The sequence below is a fragment of the Sphingomonas sp. Leaf230 genome (assembly GCF_001421745.1).
GTDB lineage: Bacteria > Pseudomonadota > Alphaproteobacteria > Sphingomonadales > Sphingomonadaceae > Sphingomonas.
On the sequence record NZ_LMKW01000010.1, the window covers coordinates 311,495 to 329,354 of the forward strand.

16 protein-coding genes and 1 tRNA gene are annotated in these 17,860 nt (G+C 66.6%); 6 read left to right on the forward strand and 11 right to left on the reverse strand.

Annotated elements, in window-relative coordinates; translation table 11 throughout:
- Positions 1-67 precede the first annotated feature (67 nt).
- The 4 genes from ASE82_RS13445 to ftsE are packed head-to-tail and all read right to left on the reverse strand — an operon-like array spanning position 68 to position 2,887.
- Positions 68-748 (reverse strand): lysophospholipid acyltransferase family protein, encoded by a 681-nt coding sequence (locus tag ASE82_RS13445; RefSeq protein ID WP_056064183.1) that lies wholly within the window; start codon positions 746-748, stop codon positions 68-70.
- On the reverse strand, positions 745-1,281 hold the full coding sequence (locus ASE82_RS13450; protein ID WP_056064186.1) for a YdcF family protein: 537 nt from the start codon (positions 1,279-1,281) through the stop codon (positions 745-747). The genes ASE82_RS13445 and ASE82_RS13450 overlap by 4 nt, the downstream gene beginning before the upstream one ends.
- Positions 1,278-2,171 carry a cell division protein FtsX gene (locus ASE82_RS13455; protein ID WP_056064189.1) on the reverse strand — a complete coding sequence of 298 codons (894 nt, stop codon included), beginning with the start codon at positions 2,169-2,171 and terminating at the stop codon, positions 1,278-1,280. The genes ASE82_RS13450 and ASE82_RS13455 overlap by 4 nt, the downstream gene beginning before the upstream one ends.
- Positions 2,171-2,887: a cell division ATP-binding protein FtsE gene (gene ftsE / locus ASE82_RS13460; RefSeq protein ID WP_056064191.1), complete on the reverse strand. Its 717-nt coding sequence runs from the start codon at positions 2,885-2,887 to the stop codon at positions 2,171-2,173. Before ftsE ends, ASE82_RS13455 begins: the two co-directional genes overlap by 1 nt.
- Positions 2,888-3,052: 165 nt before the next feature.
- On the opposite strand from ftsE, the gene ASE82_RS13465 reads away from it, so the two are divergent.
- Complete coding sequence (locus ASE82_RS13465) at positions 3,053-3,820, forward strand: MJ0042-type zinc finger domain-containing protein (RefSeq protein ID WP_056064195.1); 768 nt, start codon at positions 3,053-3,055, stop codon at positions 3,818-3,820.
- Here ASE82_RS13465 and ASE82_RS13470 read toward each other — a convergent pair.
- Complete coding sequence (locus ASE82_RS13470) at positions 3,817-5,181, reverse strand: MATE family efflux transporter (RefSeq protein ID WP_056064198.1); 1,365 nt, start codon at positions 5,179-5,181, stop codon at positions 3,817-3,819. The two genes, ASE82_RS13465 and ASE82_RS13470, sit on opposite strands and share 4 nt — an antisense overlap.
- Positions 5,182-5,293: 112 nt before the next feature.
- Between ASE82_RS13470 and ASE82_RS13475 the strand changes: the two genes are divergently transcribed.
- Positions 5,294-5,380, forward strand: a tRNA-Leu gene (locus ASE82_RS13475).
- Between the two features lie 77 nt (positions 5,381-5,457).
- Entirely contained in the window at positions 5,458-5,610 is a 153-nt protein-coding gene (locus ASE82_RS19860; protein ID WP_165886441.1) for a hypothetical protein, read from the forward strand.
- Positions 5,611-5,702: 92 nt separating this feature from the next.
- On the opposite strand, the gene ASE82_RS13480 is transcribed toward ASE82_RS19860, so the two are convergent.
- The 6 genes from ASE82_RS13480 to ASE82_RS13505 all read right to left on the reverse strand — a co-directional run bounded on the left by ASE82_RS13480 (position 5,703) and on the right by ASE82_RS13505 (position 14,540).
- Entirely contained in the window at positions 5,703-5,954 is a 252-nt protein-coding gene (locus ASE82_RS13480) for a hypothetical protein (RefSeq protein ID WP_056064202.1), read from the reverse strand.
- Between the two features lie 18 nt (positions 5,955-5,972).
- On the reverse strand, positions 5,973-11,003 hold the full coding sequence (locus ASE82_RS13485) for a DUF11 domain-containing protein (protein WP_082441499.1): 5,031 nt from the start codon (positions 11,001-11,003) through the stop codon (positions 5,973-5,975).
- A gap of 84 nt (positions 11,004-11,087) precedes the next feature.
- Positions 11,088-12,209 carry a DUF11 domain-containing protein gene (locus tag ASE82_RS13490; protein WP_056064205.1) on the reverse strand — a complete coding sequence of 374 codons (1,122 nt, stop codon included), beginning with the start codon at positions 12,207-12,209 and terminating at the stop codon, positions 11,088-11,090.
- A 59-nt stretch (positions 12,210-12,268) separates the two neighbouring features.
- Positions 12,269-12,742, reverse strand: a complete 474-nt coding sequence (locus ASE82_RS13495; RefSeq protein ID WP_056064208.1) for a DUF11 domain-containing protein — start codon at positions 12,740-12,742, stop codon at positions 12,269-12,271.
- Positions 12,743-12,753: 11 nt separating this feature from the next.
- Positions 12,754-13,650 (reverse strand): hypothetical protein, encoded by an 897-nt coding sequence (locus ASE82_RS13500; protein ID WP_056064211.1) that lies wholly within the window; start codon positions 13,648-13,650, stop codon positions 12,754-12,756.
- Positions 13,651-14,078: 428 nt separating this feature from the next.
- The gene (locus ASE82_RS13505; protein WP_056064771.1) at positions 14,079-14,540 is read right to left on the reverse strand and encodes a hypothetical protein; all 462 of its coding nucleotides are present in this window, start codon (positions 14,538-14,540) and stop codon (positions 14,079-14,081) included.
- Between the two features lie 496 nt (positions 14,541-15,036).
- Between ASE82_RS13505 and ASE82_RS13510 the strand changes: the two genes are divergently transcribed.
- Genes ASE82_RS13510 through ASE82_RS13520 form a run of 3 tightly spaced genes read left to right on the forward strand, consistent with a single transcriptional unit; the run spans position 15,037 to position 17,845 of the window.
- Positions 15,037-16,101, forward strand: a complete 1,065-nt coding sequence (locus ASE82_RS13510) for a type III polyketide synthase (RefSeq protein WP_235524707.1) — start codon at positions 15,037-15,039, stop codon at positions 16,099-16,101.
- Positions 16,098-16,778 (forward strand): methyltransferase domain-containing protein, encoded by a 681-nt coding sequence (locus ASE82_RS13515; protein ID WP_056064218.1) that lies wholly within the window; start codon positions 16,098-16,100, stop codon positions 16,776-16,778. Before ASE82_RS13510 ends, ASE82_RS13515 begins: the two co-directional genes overlap by 4 nt.
- Entirely contained in the window at positions 16,757-17,845 is a 1,089-nt protein-coding gene (locus tag ASE82_RS13520; RefSeq protein ID WP_056064222.1) for an NAD(P)/FAD-dependent oxidoreductase, read from the forward strand. The genes ASE82_RS13515 and ASE82_RS13520 overlap by 22 nt, the downstream gene beginning before the upstream one ends.
- The last annotated feature ends 15 nt before the right edge of the window (positions 17,846-17,860 follow it).

Here is a 17,860-nt window from a genome sequence, read left to right on the forward strand (position 1 = left end):
ACGTCCCCCAATTGGGCCCCGGCCTTCGCCGGGGTGGTGGACTGCTGGGGGGGTGCCTCCCCCGACGTTAGTCCAGCGCGTTCATCGCCGCGTGGACCCGCTGCTCCGCTTCCTCGCGCGGCAGGCCCGGCGGCACCACCTCGCCGAAACGGAAGGTGATCACCCCCGGCACCTTCGGCCCCTTTTTCGGCCACACCAGCCCGCTGTCGCACGCGATCGGCACCGTCGGCATTTTCAGCGCGCGATACAGCCCGGCAAACCCCGGCTTCAATGGCGGATGCTCACCCGGCGACACCCGCGTCCCTTCCGGAAAGATCAGGATCGAGCGTCCGGTCGCCTTCGCCGCGGTCGCCTCGCGCATCATGTTCCGCATCGCCTTCGCCGACGCCTCGCGGTCGACGACGATCGCACCGTAGCGCCGCGCCGCCCAACCCCAGGCCGGGATATCCGCCAGTTCGCGCTTCAACACGATCGCCGGACCGTCGAGCAGCGCCTGCAACTCGAGCGTCTCGAACATCGCCTGATGCTTGCACGCATAGAACGCCGGCCCGGTCGGCCGTGTCCCCTCCACGCGGATATGCACACCGAGAATCCACCGCGCACACCACCTGTGGAAGCGCGTCCAGATCGTCGAATGCACGATCACCGCGCGCGAGCCGAACAGCGCCGAGATCGGCACGGTCACCACGATCGGCACCGAGATCGTGTAGAAAACGAGCATGAACGCCCAGTTACGCAGCCAGATCATCCGCCATATCCAATCCACAACGCGATCCGGCGAAGGATCAACTTGTTATATTCGTTGACCAAAGTCCCAAGCCGCGGCGTCCCCGGCACGCCATCGCCGAGGATCACGACGTTCTTATCGAGCGCCGCCGCCAGTTCCATCCGCGCGCGCGCGACATGCCAATCCGAGGTCACTAGCCGCACCGAGCGGTATTTGTGCACACGCACCCACTGCGCGGTCTCCTCCGCATTGGAGCGCGTATCGACCGCGTCTGCACCGAGATCGATGCAGCATGCGAACAATGCGGGCGACGTCCGATATTCCAGCGCAAGATCGATCGGCCGCACCCCCGGCGCTACACCCGTCACGAGCATTCGCTTCGCCTGATGATCGCGGAGCAGCGCGATACCGCGATCGATCCGCCCTGCCCCACCGGTCGGTACGACGATCGCGTCCGAGGTAAACCCGTCGAGCGGTTTTGGCAGCAGCAGCATGAACAGCGCGAACCCGAACGCCCAGGCGAGCGCCATGATGCCGAACAGCCGGACGATCACAGGATATGCCTCAGCGCGCGGACGATCGTCACGCGGGCGGCGAGCGTGGCGAGGACGACGAACGCGATCGGCAGTATCGCCAGCGCCACCCAGTCGACTCCGCCCAGCGTCACCCCGCCGAGCAGTTCCGAACCCAGTCCGTGCAACCGGATCCCGACGAACGCGACCACCAGCAACGCCGCGACACCGCCGCCGAGTCCGCCGATGGTCGCGTCGAGCGCGATCCGCCGCTGGAACAGACGCGCGACCTGGAGATCGGTCGAGCCGAGCATGTGCATGACCGCGATCGTCTCGCGGTGCGTCTCCAACCCTGCGCGTGCGGCCAGAACCACGACCGCGGCGGTCGCACTCGCCATCAGCAGAACCAGCGCCAGCGCGAGGAACGTCAGCGAACGCATCACGTCGTTGACCGGCGACATCCAGCTTTCGTGGCGATCGACACGGACGATCGGGCTCAGGCGGCGGACACTGGTCGCGACCCGCGCCGCGGCCGCTTCGTCGTGATCAGCTAGGTCAACGTCGATCATCGCAGGCACCGGCAATTGCGGATCGGCGCCGTCGGACCCGAGCCAGGGTTGCAGCAGCCGCGTGAGTTCGGCGCGATCGACCGGCGCTGCCGTCGCCACCGCCGGCATCGTCCGCAACGCCGTTAGCACCCGCGCCGCAACCGCGTCACGACGGACCGGATCGCCATCGACGACCTGCACCGTCAGCCGGCCCGCCAGTTGCCGATCGAGCAAGCGCGCCGCGCCCGCGGTCGCCAGTCCCAAGGCGGCGGCTAGCATCGTCAGGAACAGCATGATCGCCATCACCCACGTCATTGCGCGCAGGCCGCCCGCTTCGTCGAGCACGCGGCGCTCGACCGATGATCGCGCCTTCGACACCCCCATCATTCGGGCCGCGTCGGCGGATAGCGGAGCGAGCCGGTCGGATCGAGCAGCCGCCCGCGATCGAGCCGCATCATCTGCGCGCCCGGAATCCGCCCAAGCAGGTGGAAGTCGTGCGTCGCGACCACCACGGTCGTCCCCAGCTTGTTGAGCGATTCGAACAGGTGGAGCAGTCGCTCGGCCATGTCGGGATCGACATTGCCGGTTGGCTCGTCCGCGACCAGGATCTCGGGGCGCGCGATCACCGCGCGGGCGATCGCGACGCGCTGCTGCTCGCCGCCCGACAATGTTGCCGGCCGCGCATCCGCACGCTCGGTCAGCCCGACCCAAGCGAGCATCTCGCGCACCGGTTGCTCGATGTCCGCCTCTGGCATCCCCGCCACGCGCAACGGCAGCGCGATATTGTCCCAGGTCGACAGATGGGGGACGAGCCGGAAATCCTGGAAGACGACGCCGATCCGCCGGCGGAATCCGGGCAACCTGTCGCGCGACAACACCACCGCATCCTCGCCGAACAGCCGGATCACGCCGCGCGTTGGGCGTTGTGCAAGGTACAACAGCTTGAGCAACGAGGTCTTCCCCGCCCCACTCGCGCCGGTGAGGAAGTAGAACGCACCACTGCGCAGCGTGAAGCTGAGGTCCGCCAGCGTCTCCGGCCCTGCATCGGGGCCCGTGCCGTAGCGAAGCCCGACGTTTTCGAATTGGACGATATTCGCCATGACGTGGTTGCGCCCGCTCTCGCCCGCTTGATGCCCGTGCCAATGCCCGTATCGGCGCTTTGCCATGAAAGCCCGCGCCGCTTCAAGCTTGCCACATATGCGGGCCGCGTGCTTATTCGCCACGAGATACGGTCGCGCTCCGGCGGCCGCTGGTGAAGCGTACCCATGATCCTCCAATGTCCCGAGTGCAGCACGCGCTATCTGGTCCCCGACAGCGCGATCGGGACCGAGGGGCGCACCGTGCGCTGCGCCAATTGCAAGCATAGCTGGTTCCAGGCCGCCGCACCGGACGTCGAGGATGCGCTGGAGCTCCCGGAATCTACCCCGCTGGCGCCCGCACCGCCACCGCTGGCCCCGCTGGCAAGGCCGCCGATCGCGGAGCCGGTCGAACGGTTCGCGCCGTTCGCTCCTGCCGCACCGGTCGCGCCCGAGCCTGCGGTGGTAGCACCCACATTCGTTCCGCCCGCAACGCCGCAGATCGAGAACCTGCCGGTTCGCCTGCGTCGCAACACGACGCGGCGCTGGACGATCGTTGCGGTACTTGCCGGGCTGCTGATGCTGATCGCGGCGGGAGCGATCGTATATCTCGGTGCACCCGGCGTCGCGGCGAAGCTCGGTCTCGGGACCGGCAGCGACGAGACACCGCTACGGCTGCGCGACAATCCGATCGAGCGCCGCGAACTCGACAACGGCTCCGAGCTGTTCGCGGTCAGTGGCCAGGTCACCAACCCGTCGAACCAGCGCCAGCGCGTGCCCGACATCCGCGCTGAACTCCGCGATGCGCAGGGGCGGCTGGTCTATAGCTGGACGATCACCCCGCAGCAGCGGACGCTGGCGCCGGGCGGTGCGATCGACTTCAACTCCGCGACGCTGAACGTGCCCGCGAACTCGAAGCGCCTCGAGCTGAGCTTTGCCGGCGAGGCAACGCGCTAGGCGCGCCGCAAACGCCGACTTGCGATCCAGAACCGCGCGCCGTGCAACAGCGCGGCGGTCAGCATCCCCAGACCGGAGGCATAGACCAGCCCCATCGGCCCCACGCCGGCGCGAACAAGCCACCAGCCCGCGCCACCGGTGACGATGAAATACGCTACGATGCTGTTCACGCCCGCCACGACCTGATAGCCGAGCGAGCGGAGCGCGTAGACCAGTACCACCTGCGCCCCGTCGAACAGGATGAACGGCGCCCATACCGGCAGCATCGCCAGCGCGACCGCATGCGTCGCGGCATCGGCCGGAAACGCCGCGACGATCGGCCCCCGCGCGACGATCAGCACGATCCCGCACGCACCCAGCGCGAGCATCGACAGCCCGGTCGCGATCAGCGCGCGCGAGATACCGGTCTTGGGATCCCCCTCGCCCACCGCATTGCCGACACGGACGCCACACGCGGAGCCAAGCCCAAGCGCCAACCCGAACGTGACGTTGTGGACCGAGAACACGATCTGGAACGCGTGCGCGACGTCGTCGCCGAACTGCGTCGACAGTGCGATCAGGATCGAGAAGCCGGCAAGCTCCAGGCCGGAAGCAACGGCTGGCACGATCCCGAACACCGCCAGCGCCGCGATCCCGGCTGGCACCCCGCGCCAGGCGGCCAGATCGATTCGCCGAACGCCGCGCTCCTTTGCGCGCGGCAAGGTCAGCGCCGCGGCGATCATCCCGACCGCCCCCAATCCCGACGCGATCGCGGTGGCCGTCGCTGCCCCGACAGCCCCCATCGCCGGCAGCCCGAGATGACCGCCCGACATCGCCCAGGCGAGTACGGCGTTCAGCGGAAGAATCGACAAATTCACCACCGCGACACGGCGCGGCAGGCTGACGCCCTCCAGGAAGAAGCTCGCGGCGACGATCATCAACTGCGGCGGATAGGTGAACGCCATGACCCGCACGACCCGCCCGGCCGGCTCGACCAGCGCGGGCGCGACGCCGATCCCGGCGAGCATCGCGTCCGCGAACACGAACATCACGCCGCCGACCACCAGCCCGAGCAGCAGCCCCAGCACCAGTCCTTCGCGAAGTACCTGCCCGGTCCGCGGCAGATCCCCTGCCCCGTCGGCGCGCGCGGTATGAACGAGCACGCCCGACAGCCATGCGAGACCGGTGACGATCGCGATAAACGTCAGCGACCGGCTGGCACCCAGCGCCGCAACCTCATGCGCGCTGACAAGCCCGACGACGATCACGTCGGTGACGTGGAGGATCGTCCAGTTGAGGCTCGTCAGCATCACCGGCCAAGCCAGTGCGAGGATGCGCCGTGTTTCAGCCTGCGTATCGTTCGAGAGAAAGGGCGCGGGCATTGTTTGCGGTACTGGACGAACGCTTTTTCGCAAAGGGCGTTGCGTAGCGTTCAAACCCTTGCTAGTGGCGCTCGCCTACCAGATGCCGGGTCCGCCCGGTGATGTTTCATGGGCGGCCATGGCGGAACTGGTAGACGCGCAACGTTGAGGTCGTTGTGGGCGAAAGCCCGTGGAAGTTCGAGTCTTCTTGGCCGCACCATTTTTCAGATTAGCGTAAACACCCCCTTCGAGGGTCCCCCTTTCGCGGCCGTGCGTTGGGCTTGGCGGAGGCATTGCATGAGTTCGATCGACGACACGATCATCGACACGCCCGAGGGGCCGATGACGTTTGCGCAGTGGAAGAAGAAGAACCCGGTCCAGCTGCCTTCGCGCCGGACCAAGGGGAAGAAGCTGCCTAACAAGGTGAAGCTGACCACCGACGAGAAATAGCGGTGGCTGGGGTTCGGATTCCCGACCGATAAGCCGACGCGCGCCCCTCCCTGGAAGGGAGGGGGGAAGCAGCGAGATCGTGTGTTTGTCGCTCAGTGCTTCCCCGAACTCCCTGACCCCTGCCTCGCCCGGATCATCCGCGCCTGGAACTTAACGCGTTGCCAGAACGTCGCGTCGTCGAGCCGCCATTGGCGGATCGCCTGAGTCGCCAGCGTCTCTATCAGCGCCTCACTCGTCGCCGCATCCTGCGCTGCAAACGCCCGTGCGAGGTCCTCGACGCACGGACCGTGGTCCGTGAAGTCGCGCGGCAGCGGCATGGGTGTCGGCTGGCTCGGCATCGGCATAGGTCTTTCTCCCTGTAATTAACGTCGACCACCGAACAGCGCGCGCGTGGCGCCACTGATCGAGGCTTGGTCGAACTTCAGCCGCATCGTGACGTACGGCCCCTGCCGCGTGTAGCGGTCGTCCTCGAAATCGCGGTCGCGGTAGCCGGACACATTGTAGCCGGCGCTGATCCACGTGTTCTGCGCGGGCGACACGCCGACCGACGGCCCGCCGCTCCACGACCACGCGCCGCGCTCCCACGCATGCTGGACCGAACCGCTGACGCCGATGTCGAACCGCGTGCCGATATCCTGGCGCAACTCGAACCCGGTCACGTCGATATACCCGTCATAGGTATCGTCGGCGAAGCGTCCGGCGACGTATTTCGCGCCGTAATACAGCGTCGCCTCGGTGCCGTGGCCGAGCCCTTCCGGACCGGTGCGATAGTTGACCGCCAGGTTGTTGATGATCCGCGACGTCACCTGGTCGCCGCCTCCGTACGCCGGCACGCCGAGCGAATTGGAGTCCGAGAACCCGGCATCCGCGCTCTCGTGCCGCAGCTCGAGCCGTTCGAGCACCGACCAGCGGCTGTCGAGCGGACGCAACGCGAGCGCGACGTCGGCGGTGGCATAGGTCGCGACCGCACCGGTCTTGTCCTTGATCGTGTACCCCTTGATGCTCGACGCGAGTGTCTTGCCCTGCCCCAGCGTGCGCAGGAAGTTGGTCGTGATCCCCCAGCGATCGCCGCTGTCGGCGTTGCGATATTCCAGGCGCCCGTTCACCGACCAGCGTGCCTGGCGGTAGGTCGCGCCGAGCGTCACTGCGGCGTAATCGCCATTGGTCTGGTCCTGCCCGACATAGCCACCCGAGGTGACCGGCTGGAACGCGTTGACCACCGCGCCCGTGGGAATCTCGCCCTTGAGCGTGTTGCTCGCGTCGAGCGTGCCATCGACGGTCCAGTTCTTGCCGAGCGGCACCGACTGGCTGAGCCCGTATTGCGCATAGGTCCGCGCGCCGTTCTCGCCGATCGCCTGCTGGTTGAGCGTGCTCATCAGCTTGGCACCGGTCCACGGCGCTACGTCGACGCCGAACTGCTTGGTATGCGCGACATAGCCGTCGCCGTTCGCAATCTCGTACCCGCCGATCAGGCGGATGCCGGGCTTGATGCGGTAGGCGAGCTGAATCTGGTGGCGGATTGGGAAGTCGACGCTGTCACTGTCGCCGCCGGGCGCGAACTGCGTTTGCCCGGTGAGCGTCACCGCATTGCCGAACAGCGCCTGCGTGCCGCCAACCGTCAGCAGCCGGCTGTCGCGGTTCTTGCCGTCCATCCCGCGATCCGACGCGAACTGGCCGCCCACGAAGATCGTGCCGGTGTCGCGGCGATATTCCAGGCGGGCCTCGCCGGCGGCGCGCGTGCCGGGGTTGGTCAACTGCTGCTGGTACCAGGCAACCCCGGTCACGCTCAGCCGATCGGTCAGCCGCAGTCGGCCGTCGAGCCCGAACTTGCGCGTCCCCGCCTCGACGAGGTTCTGCTGGCCGACGCCGAACGCGGTATCCTGCTGGCGCGCATAGGCGAGCAGATCGAGCTTGGTGCCGTGGTGATCGACCTCGGCCAGATAGGCGAGCCCACGCCCAAGCCCACCGCGACCGCCCTTGGCGATCTCGCCGCGCAGTTCGGTATTGGCGGTGACGTGCGCCTTGATGTCTGCGCCGAGCACGGTGGCCTTGCCGACGGTCTCGTCGCGGATCACCGCAGCGCCAACTTCGACGCGGCCGTTCGCGAGCTTGGTCGCGACGCGCGCAGCGGCCGCCAATTTCGCCGACCTGCCGCCCTCGACCTCGTAGTCAGCGACGATGAAGATCGGATTCAGGTTGCCGTCGCGGCTCAGGATCGGTTGGCGGAAGCGGACCGTGCCCATCGAGGTGTCGATGTCGTAGTCGATGTGCCGCGTGAGTTCGGTGCTGGCGACGATCAGTTCGGAGCGGAAGCGATCGCGGGTTTCGAGTCGTAATTTATCGCTGTTCGGCACGATGTTACGCCCCGACAGGCGGTAGGGACCGCTCAGCCCGTTGCCCTGGATTTCGTCGCGCGAATACAGCGTGTCGGTATGCGCGGCGAATCCGGTCGCACGCACGCGCTTGCCCTCATACGCGGTCTTGATGCCGTTGAGCGTGCGGTTGTAGCGCGTCAGCTGCGTATCGGTGAACCCGGTCTCGAAATCGCCGAACAGCGCGTAGAACTCACGACGCTCGAGCCGCAAGTACAGCTTCCGCCGGGTCGCAGCGTCATAGCCCTGGCGTGAGCCATCGCCGTATACGGTGTAATAGCGGTCGGGGTCGATCGTGCCGAGCAGCCCGCGGTCGGGATCGTATTTGCGGTCGCTGTCATAGGCGATCGTCGCCAGCCACGAGCCTTTGACGCGACCCTTGGCATAGAAAGCAAGCTGGCCATCGGTGACGACGCTGTTCCGCTGCGACCGCGGCAGGCCCGACTGCCGCTTGCTGAGCATGTCGTAGCCGAGCGAGCCTGCGCCGAACCCGACTACGACCCAATCCTTTTGCGATGCGGCCAGCCAGGCGCGGACTTCGCTGCTGTGGACGATCTTGTCCTCGGTCAGCGAGACGATCGCGTGGACGGCGCCGGCCTGCGTGGTCGGCTGGAGCGCGATGAAGGCGAGGCCGTCGTCGCCGACCACCTGCGCGGTAGTGGACGACCGCTCGCGACCGGCAAGCTGGCGGCCCTGTTCGAGTTCGGCCTCGACCGCCGCGGTATAGGGCTGGTCGACGGTGAAGGGGATCAGCGTGCCTGCGCGCACCGGACGACCGGTCTTGTCGGTCACGCGCACCGCGATCAGCGGGCGGGTAAGGCCGTCGGCGACGAGGCGACTGCTGGCAGCATCGAACACCGCGCGGACGCCGGGCCCGGAATAATGCACCACCCGGTCGAGCGTCTTCACCACGCTACCATCGGCGGCGAGCACGCGTGCCTGAAGGCGATTGTCGCCGTCGATCAACGGGATACCCGTCCAGCGCGAGACCGCGATGTCGGTGCCGTCGCGCTGATCGGTGCCGTCGAACGCGAGCGGCTCGACCTGCTTGCCGTTGATGGTCAGCGCGACACGCTGGCCGGGCGCGTGCTTGACGACCGCGCGAACGATCGGTGCGCGCGGGTTGTGGTCGGCCTGTGGGAACAGCCAGTCGATGCCGGCGGTCTGCTCGCCCGCCAGCCAGTCGCGGCTGCCGGCCGCGACGGCGGCATCGGCGACCGTGATGGGGAGGCCCGCGTCCGCCGACGCAGCCTTGCCGGTCGGCTTGAGCTGAAAGTCGACGCGCTTGAGCAGGCCGCCGTCGCCCTCGACGAAGCGCGAGATCGGGCTGTTCGCCTGACGCGTGTCGATGTCGCAGGCGACCGGTGCGTGCGTCGCGGGGATGCTCGACGTGTCGATCTGGACGACATGGCGCCCGGCGCGGACGCCCTCGAAATGGTACAGCCCGTCACGATCGGTGGAGACGAACGTGCCGTCCTCCATCAGCAGGCGGATTCCGGGCACGCCCTTGCGCTTGTCGACCGGATCGCCGCAATTCCCCTCGGTCACGCGGCCGATAATCGTCATCGCGTCGGTGAACAGCAGCGGGCGCAGGCGGACCGATGCCGCGGCTTCGTTGCTGGTGACGATGCCCTGCCCGACGACACGCGCGCGGTTGAGCGCTTCGCCGGTGGGTGCGCCGGGAGCGATGCTGACGACGTATTTCAGCTCGGCCGACGCACCCGCGGCGAGCACGGGTATGACGAAGTCGAGGCTGCGGCCGTCGGTCGACACGGTCGGCTCGTCACCGCCGCGCGCGGAATTGCGTTCGTAGCGCAGTCCCTTGGGCAGCGTGTCGGCGACGTGGAGTCCGCGCGCGGGGACCGAATCGCGGTTGGTGATTCGCAACAGGTACTGGACGAAATCGCCCGGCGCCGCTTCACGCACCGATGCCACCTTGGTCAGCAACAACGTTCCCGCACCGGGGCTGTCGAGCGGGATGTCGGCCGAGAAGGGCTCGGGCGTCGACAGCGTCAGCGATCCGCCGAAGCTGGTGTCGTTGAGGATGAACGGCGTGCCCTGCGGGTCCTTCAACGCGGCGAGCGTCGCGCGATCGACGGTCGATGGCGCGGTGTAGGTGCCGGGCGGCGTCACCTTCAGGTAATAGCGGCCCGGTGCGGTGAGCGGGAATCGGTACCGGCCGGTCTCGCCCGGGTACACGCGGCCGCTGGCGTCGGTGACGCTCTCGCCGGTAACGACGGTGGAGGGATAGCGGCTGACGCCGTCGTCGCCGAACACGGTGGCAGGCTGGCCGGCATCGTCGACCAGCGACACGGTGGTGCCGTCGACCAGCGCACCGGTCCGCGAATCGAAGGTGTAGCCGGCCGGATCAATCAGCAGCGACGCCATCGAGGCGAGGCTGTAACCATCCTCGGCGAAGCTCAGCTTGATCGTCGCGCCGCGCATGTTGCGGATGTCGCAGGCGGCGAGTTCGGGATGCTTGCCCGTCGCGCTCGCGGGGATGCCGCCCGCGAAGATGCCGCTGTCGGCTGCGGTCTCGGTGAGCGTCAGCGTCGTGTGGATCTTACCGACATCGACCGCGATGACTGCGGTCTCGCGCACGTCCGGGTCGTGGTTGCCGGCCTGGTTGTCGAGCACCAGGATCATATCGGCATAGATGTCGATCGCCGCGACCCAGGGCGATTTGGCGAAGGTCGCGGCATCGATCGGCGCGGGTGTGAACTGGAAGCTGGGGGTCGTCTGGCACGTCGCGCCCGTCAGGTCGTAATTGGGCGGCGGCAGGTGGAATGTGAGCGTGGTCGGGCGCTTGGCCCGGTTCACGTCGAGCGAAACCGTATTGGACGGCAATGTGCCTACGCCGGAATCGCTGGCCGCGTCGTCGAACGACAGCGTCGCGGTATTCTGGATACGAGTCGTCTGGACACCCGTCTGCGCGGCCGCCGGCAGGGTGCCGACGATCAGCCCAAGCAGGAGCGTCAGGAACAGGGCGCAAAGGCGCGAAAGGCGACGGAAGCTGGACATGAAGGGTCCTCTCCCGACGCGCGTCTCCACGCGCCGGGATCGGTCGTTCCTTGTTCGTGAGGAGCGGAGTCTGGGTGGTGGGACTTAGTTGATCGTCACGCGGAAGCTTGCCGCCACCGACGTCCCGCCGAGCAGGGTCGGAATCGTCGCGGTCACCTTCTTCGTGCCGGCATTGTACGAGCCGGTGAACGGAGTCAGCGGGATCGCCGATCCGTCGTCGTTCGCAGGGAAGCCGTTCAGCACGCATGCTCCGCCGACGCCCAGCCCACCGATCGTGATCGATCCCGGCTGATAGGTCGTATTGGCCGGGATGATATCGGTGAGGTTGATGTTGCTCGCAGGCACCAGCAGCGTCGCGTTGTTGACGACCAGGCAATATTGCACGACCGCGCCCGGAATTGCCTTCGGCAGCAACAGGCCGGAGACCGGATCGGAAATCACCACCGACGACTTCGTCACCGTCAGGTTGACGTTGCGCGTCGTGATTTCATAGCCGAGTGCCGCACGGCCATAGCCGTTGCTGGCGATATCGGGGCCGAGACCATCCGAATCATTGTCTGCGAAGACCACGTCGACCGCGTTGTCGTCGTTGGCGAGAAGGCTGGGCACCAGGGCCGCGCCCTGCGCCGCCGCATCGCCGCCCGCCGCGACCTGCGCGATCAGCGTGACACCCGCGAGCGAGACCGCCTGGACGTTGGGCACATCCGCGACGATGAACACGATCGCCGATTGATCGGCACCGAGTTCGTTGATGTACGTGGCGGTATCTGCGCCCACGTCATAGGTGCCGTTGCCGTTCGAATCGACGAACACCTTGATGTTGGTCACGTCGAAATTGTCGCCGGTGAACAGCCCCTGGATCGGCGTCTGGCTGGTCGACAGCAGGAAATCCTGGATGCCGTTGGTGTTGTTCGTCACCTTGAACGTCAGGACGGCGCCCGCCTGGCCGACCGAGACCTGCGTGTTGGCGGGCTGGTTGGTGGCGACTGTCAGGTTGACCTTGCGATCGACCACGAACGTCGCGGCGTTCGACGTCGCCGATTGCTGGACGCCGTTGACCAGATAGCTCGCCTGCGCGGTGTTGGTGACGGTCGTCCCGGCGGCGGTACCTGCTGGTCCCGGTCCGGTCTGTGCCATGGCGGTACCGGCCGACACGATGGCGGCCGTACCGGCCAGCAGCGTGCGTATTACCCCTTTTGCGTACATCGTTTAGGTCTTCCTTCTGTGATGGTTTTGGTCGGGTGTGGAGAGAGAGATCGGCCGGATCATTTGAGGACGGCCTGGAACGCGAACTGGCCCTGCGAACCCGCCGCTAACGGGCTCGCGAGGCGCCACCGGACGCTGGTGACATCGTTGGGGCTCGCCGCGCGCGTGCTGCCGTCGGGGCTGCGGACGCGGAGGGTGGCGAGCGAACCGTAAGTCTTGCCGTCGACCGAGACGTCGGGCGCGGGCGAACCGGGATTGGCCGATCGATAGGCGATCTGGCGCGGCAACGGGTTGTCGAGCACCACGTTCGCCAGCGGCTGCGCGCCGCTGTTGCGATAGGCGAGAACGAAGATCACCTTGTCGCCCGGCGTCACCTTGGTCGGCTTCACCAGCGTAACCCGCGTGGTGCCGTCGGCCGCGGCGCTGCGGGCCTCGACGAGGATGCTGCTGCTGACCTGCAACGGACCGGCAGCCGCGGAGGCTGCGGCGGCCGTGGCGACCAGAACGGCGGCAGTCATTGGACGCGTAATCATGGCTTGGCTCCTCATTGGATCTTGGCTTTGAACTGGACGGTGTGGCTGGATCCGGCGGCGACCCGGCCGAGCGCGACGGTGACGCCGGCGCCCTGCGCGGCGCTCGGGTCGAAGCGTCCGGCATCGTCGTCGGCGCCATCGCTGAGCGGCGCACCGTCGAGCGTCAGGCTGCCGGGGACGAAGACGGTGCCGACAGGGATCGGGTCGGCGATCCGCGCGCCGGTGACGGCATCGGTGAAGCGCGCCTCCAGCGTGTAGGTGATGACCGCGTCGCGCACCGCGGTCTGCGATCCGTCGGCGGCCCGCACCGACTGGCTCTTGAGCAGCACCGGGCCCGCGAGCGCGGTGCCGAGCGGGACCGAGACGGTAGCGAGGGCGCCGGTCGGTCCGACCACCGCATCGCCACCGCCATCACCCGCGCTCGGATATACGTTGCCCGTCGCGCCGGATCCCGTCGTCGAGCGCGCGGTGACGGTCAGCACGGCGTTCGTGGCGCCACCGTCCGGCGTCGCGACCAGGATCGCGAGCAGCTTGATCGACTGGCCAGGTGTCAGGAGCGGCGTCTTGCCATCGACCGGCGCGACGTCCTTGGCAGGATCGTAGAGGCCATCGCCGTCGGTATCGATCACCAGCGTACGCAACACGGCTGCGCCGGGCGATACGGAGGCGGCCAGCACGAACGACTCGGCACCATTGTCGAGATTGGTCAGCGTGAAGGGAATGGCGACCGGCTGCGCGGTGACGACGACCGCGCCCCGGCCGTCGCGGACCAGCGCCACGTCGAGCCGCTCGGCGACGATGATCGTCACGGTGTTCGAACTGGTCGACTGCGCCGTACCATCGGCATCGTACCGCAGGCCGGCGGTATTGACGATCGGCGTACCCGCTGGCGTGCCGATCGGCGTCACTGTCGCTGGCGTCTGGGCAAGCAACGGCTGCGGCAATCCCGCGCTCAGTATGCAGGACAGCAGGCAAGGTGCCGCAGCGCGTCGAAACCGCCCGCTCTTTCCTCCATGCTGTGACATCAGACGAATCAATTTTCTTCCCTTCGATCGGGAACAAATTGTCCGAAGCCACTTAATCAAATACTACGAAATCATAATGGGATCATAAAGCCAAACTATGATAGTTAATGTGACAACATCCGTTTTCAGATGATCGGTTGTTACATAACATATCAAAACGGTATCTATCGTCATTTCTGTTCTATTGTTGAGCAATCCAGAACCGTAGTGGCTTTATTTATGCAGATACCGTCGAGACGCAAAAAGACCGGCCAGACGACGTCCCTGGACAAGACGCGTCATGGCCGGCCGTGACAGGCGTAGTGATCGAGTTAGCCGCGAAGAAGCGCGCGCAGATAGGCCTTCATCTGCTGATCGCCGGTATAGCTCAGCGATATCTCGACGCGCCGCCGGTCGGTCGGGTCGGTGACGCGGTCGATCAGCTTCAATTTGTGGAGATGCTCGATCCAGCGCTGCGACGTGGTGACGGGCGCGTCGGACATGCTGACCAGCGCCTTGATGTTCATCGGCATACGGTCGTCGCGCGATGCGAACAGCGCCAGGAGCATGTCCCAGGCCGGTTCGTGAAACAGCTCGCCAGGCAGGAACTTCCGCCGCAGTCGCCGTTGTTCGAGCACGGCATTCGCATGCTCGACGAGCGCGGCATCGTTCGGTTCGTTCCCCGCCGGCACCGGTTCCGCGGCCTTGGCAACGCGTCCGTTGAATTCTTCGGCGACGGCCGACAATTTTGCAGTCAGATCCTTGATCAATTCCACGACGGTTTCGTTTTTCACCAAAGGCTCCCCATTGCCATCGACCCGTTACCATCGACCCGTTACCATCGACCCGTTACCATCGACCCTCGATCGGAACCGCCATGCACGCAACCTGTCGCTGCTATCGCACGTCAATCCTCGACCACCCCAGATAAAGGCTGAGACACCCCGCCCCTCGAACTAGACGCCAAAACTTCAGCGCCGTCCTGCCGATTTGTTAAATGCGAAAACGCACGTCAACAAATAGAACTATATCTAGGTATGATATTCAAACTTATTTTATATTAATCAAATCGTTATGGGTCTTATAAGTTACCTAGCAGTCCGTTTTGGGTTTGGATGAGAACCACGAACCGCTATGTTCATAACAACGCGCAAGTTGGCGTTGAGGATGCTTCACGGCCAACATATCGCTTCAGACGCGAAACCGATTTGCGACGAACAGATATAGCGTGCGTCCCATAGTCCGATCGAACGTGCCATGCGTTGGACGTCGATCGCAGGAAAGGGTATCGTGTCCGCTTATCTCAATGCCGTAGGGTCCGCCGTTCCCGGTCACGATATCCACGCGGCGTTCATCGCCTGGGCGCGATCGCGCGTCGATGCCCGTGCCGAACGCGTCTTCGACCGGATGGCGTCGCGGTCGGGGATCGGGCACCGCTGGTCGGTGTTGCCGCCGACCGCGGACGGTGGCTCACCGGTCGACGATGCCGGCTTCTACGCCGGCGAGCCGCATCCGGGGACGGCCGCACGAATGACGCTGTACGCGGAGCATGCGCCCGACCTCGCGATCCGCGCGATCGAGGCTTTGCGCGAGAAAGTCGCGGTCGAGGGCATTACGCATCTGGTCGTCGCTAGCTGTACCGGGTTCGTCGCGCCGGGGATCGACCAGATCATCGCGCGTCGGCTTGGCCTTTCATCGAGCGTCGAGCGGCTGCTGATCGGCTTCATGGGCTGTTACGCGGCAATCGTCGCGTTGCGGAGTGCGCGGCATATCGTGCGGTCCGAGCCTGACGCCCGCGTTCTGGTGGTGACGGTCGAGCTTTCCACGCTGCATCTGCAACCGGCCAACGACATCGAGGCACTGCTGGCGATGCTGCAGTTTGGCGATGGGGCTGCGGCGGCGCTGGTGACGGCAGATGCGACCGGGTTCGCGCTCGAAGCACCGTTCGCCGCATCGTTGCCCGATAGCGAGCAACTGATCCGCTGGGACGTCACCGATGCCGGCTTTGCGATGCATTTGTCGGGCGAGGTGCCGGCGCGCATCGCCGCCGCGCTGTCCGACGAGGAGTTTCGTGCGATCGTGAGTGCCGGCCAGCCACCCGAATCGATCGACGGTTGGGCGGTGCATGCAGGTGGGCGATCGATCCTCGATGCGGTCGAGCATGCGATGCACCTGAAGCCCGAGGCGCTGGCGGCATCGCGGCAGGTTCTTGCGGACAACGGCAATATGTCGTCAGCGACGTTGATGTTCGTGCTCGAGCGATTGCTGGCCGGGCCGCCGGTCGAACACGGCGTTGCGTTGGCGTTCGGGCCAGGGCTGGCAGCGGAGGGCTTCGGGTTCCGGAGCGCGGCATGAGCCTCGCGGTTCGCAGCCAGGCCGAAGAGCTGATGGACGCCGACGACCTCGACGCAGCGACCTATGCCGACGTCGTCGGCGATCTCGCCACGGTCAACACGGTGACGATGGCGCGCCGCCCGACGCTCGACTTCCTTGCGCGTGCGACCAAGGGGCGGAAAAGCTTCCGGCTGCTCGACGTCGGGTTCGGCGATGGCGACATGCTGCGGCGGGTCGCGCGTTGGGCGAAGGCGAAGGGGATCGAGGCGGAACTGGTCGGGGTCGACCTCAACCCGCGAAGTGAGCAGGCGGCACGGGCGCATGGCGGGGCGATCCGCTATGTGACCGGCGACTATGCCGACCTTGCGCATGAGCCATGGGACGTGATCGTCAGCAGCCTGGTCGCGCATCATATGAGCCACGACCAGCTGATCGCGTTCCTGCGCTTCATGGAAGGACATGCGAGCGCGGGGTGGTTCGTCAACGACCTCCACCGCCACGGCTTTGCGCATTGGGGTTTTCCAGTGCTTGCGACGATCGCGCGCTGGCACCGCATCGTCCGGCACGACGGCACGCTGTCGATCGCACGCAGCTATCGCCCCGACGAATGGCCGCCGCTGCTGGCCGAGGCCGGCATCACCGAGGCGAAGGTCCGTCGCGTCTTTCCGTTCCGGTTATGCGTCGAACGCCTGCGCTGATCGTCGGCGGCGGGCTCGCCGGCGCCGCGACCGCGATTCGGTTGGCGCGTGCCGGCCTGCCGCATTTGCTTGTCGAGCGATCGCGCGAGACCGGTGATGCGATCTGCGGCGGGTTCCTGAGTTGGCGGACGCTGGAGACGCTAGCCGGGCTCGGGATTGATCCCGACACGCTCAACCCCGAACGCGTGACGCGTGCGCGCATCTTCGCGGGCAGTCGCCGCGCCGAGGCTGCCCTGCCCCATCCGGCGGTCTCGGTTACCCGCCACCGGCTCGATACGGTCCTGCTGGCTGAAGCCGAACGGCTGGGCACGCCGGTCGAGCGCGGCGTCACCGTACGCGAGATCGCCGCGACGAGCGCACGGCTCGCGGACGGCGCGACGATCGCGGCCGACGCGCTCTTCCTCGCCAGCGGCAAGCACGACGTTCGCGGCATGGCGCGCCCTGACGATGCGCGCGGTGCCGACCCGACCTTGGGTATCCGGGTGAGGATCGCCCCCTCGCCTGCGCTGAGCAAATCGCTCGCTGGTGGCATCGAGCTTCATTTGTTCGACCGCGGCTATGCCGGCCTGGCGATGCAGGAGGACGGCGCCGCGAACCTCTGCATGGCGGTTCACCGGTCAAGGCTTCAGGCAGCCGGATCCCCTGCGCAATTGCTCGAAGCCCTCGGCCGAGAGATGCCCGCGCTCGGCGAATGGGTCGTGCTGATCGACCCGAGCGCACAGATCGATGCGATCGCCAACGTCCCTTACGGCTGGCGCCAACGCACCGGCGCCGACGCGCTCTTCCGTCTCGGCGATCAGGCCGGCGTGATCCCCTCGCTCGCCGGCGAAGGCATGGGCATCGCGCTCGCCAGCGGAGTCTCAGCCGCGCGCGCCTACGAGAACGGTGGCCCCGCCGCCGCAGCGTCATGGCAGGAGGATTTCGCCCGCCGCCTCGCCCGCCCGATCGGCATCGCCAGCATCGTCCGCCACATCGCCGAGAGCGAACGCGCCGCGTGGCTGCTTCCTTTCCTGCGCCCCACACTGATCCAGGTCATCGCCAACGCAACCAGATTGGGGCAATCTTGAAAACCGCCCCGCCAG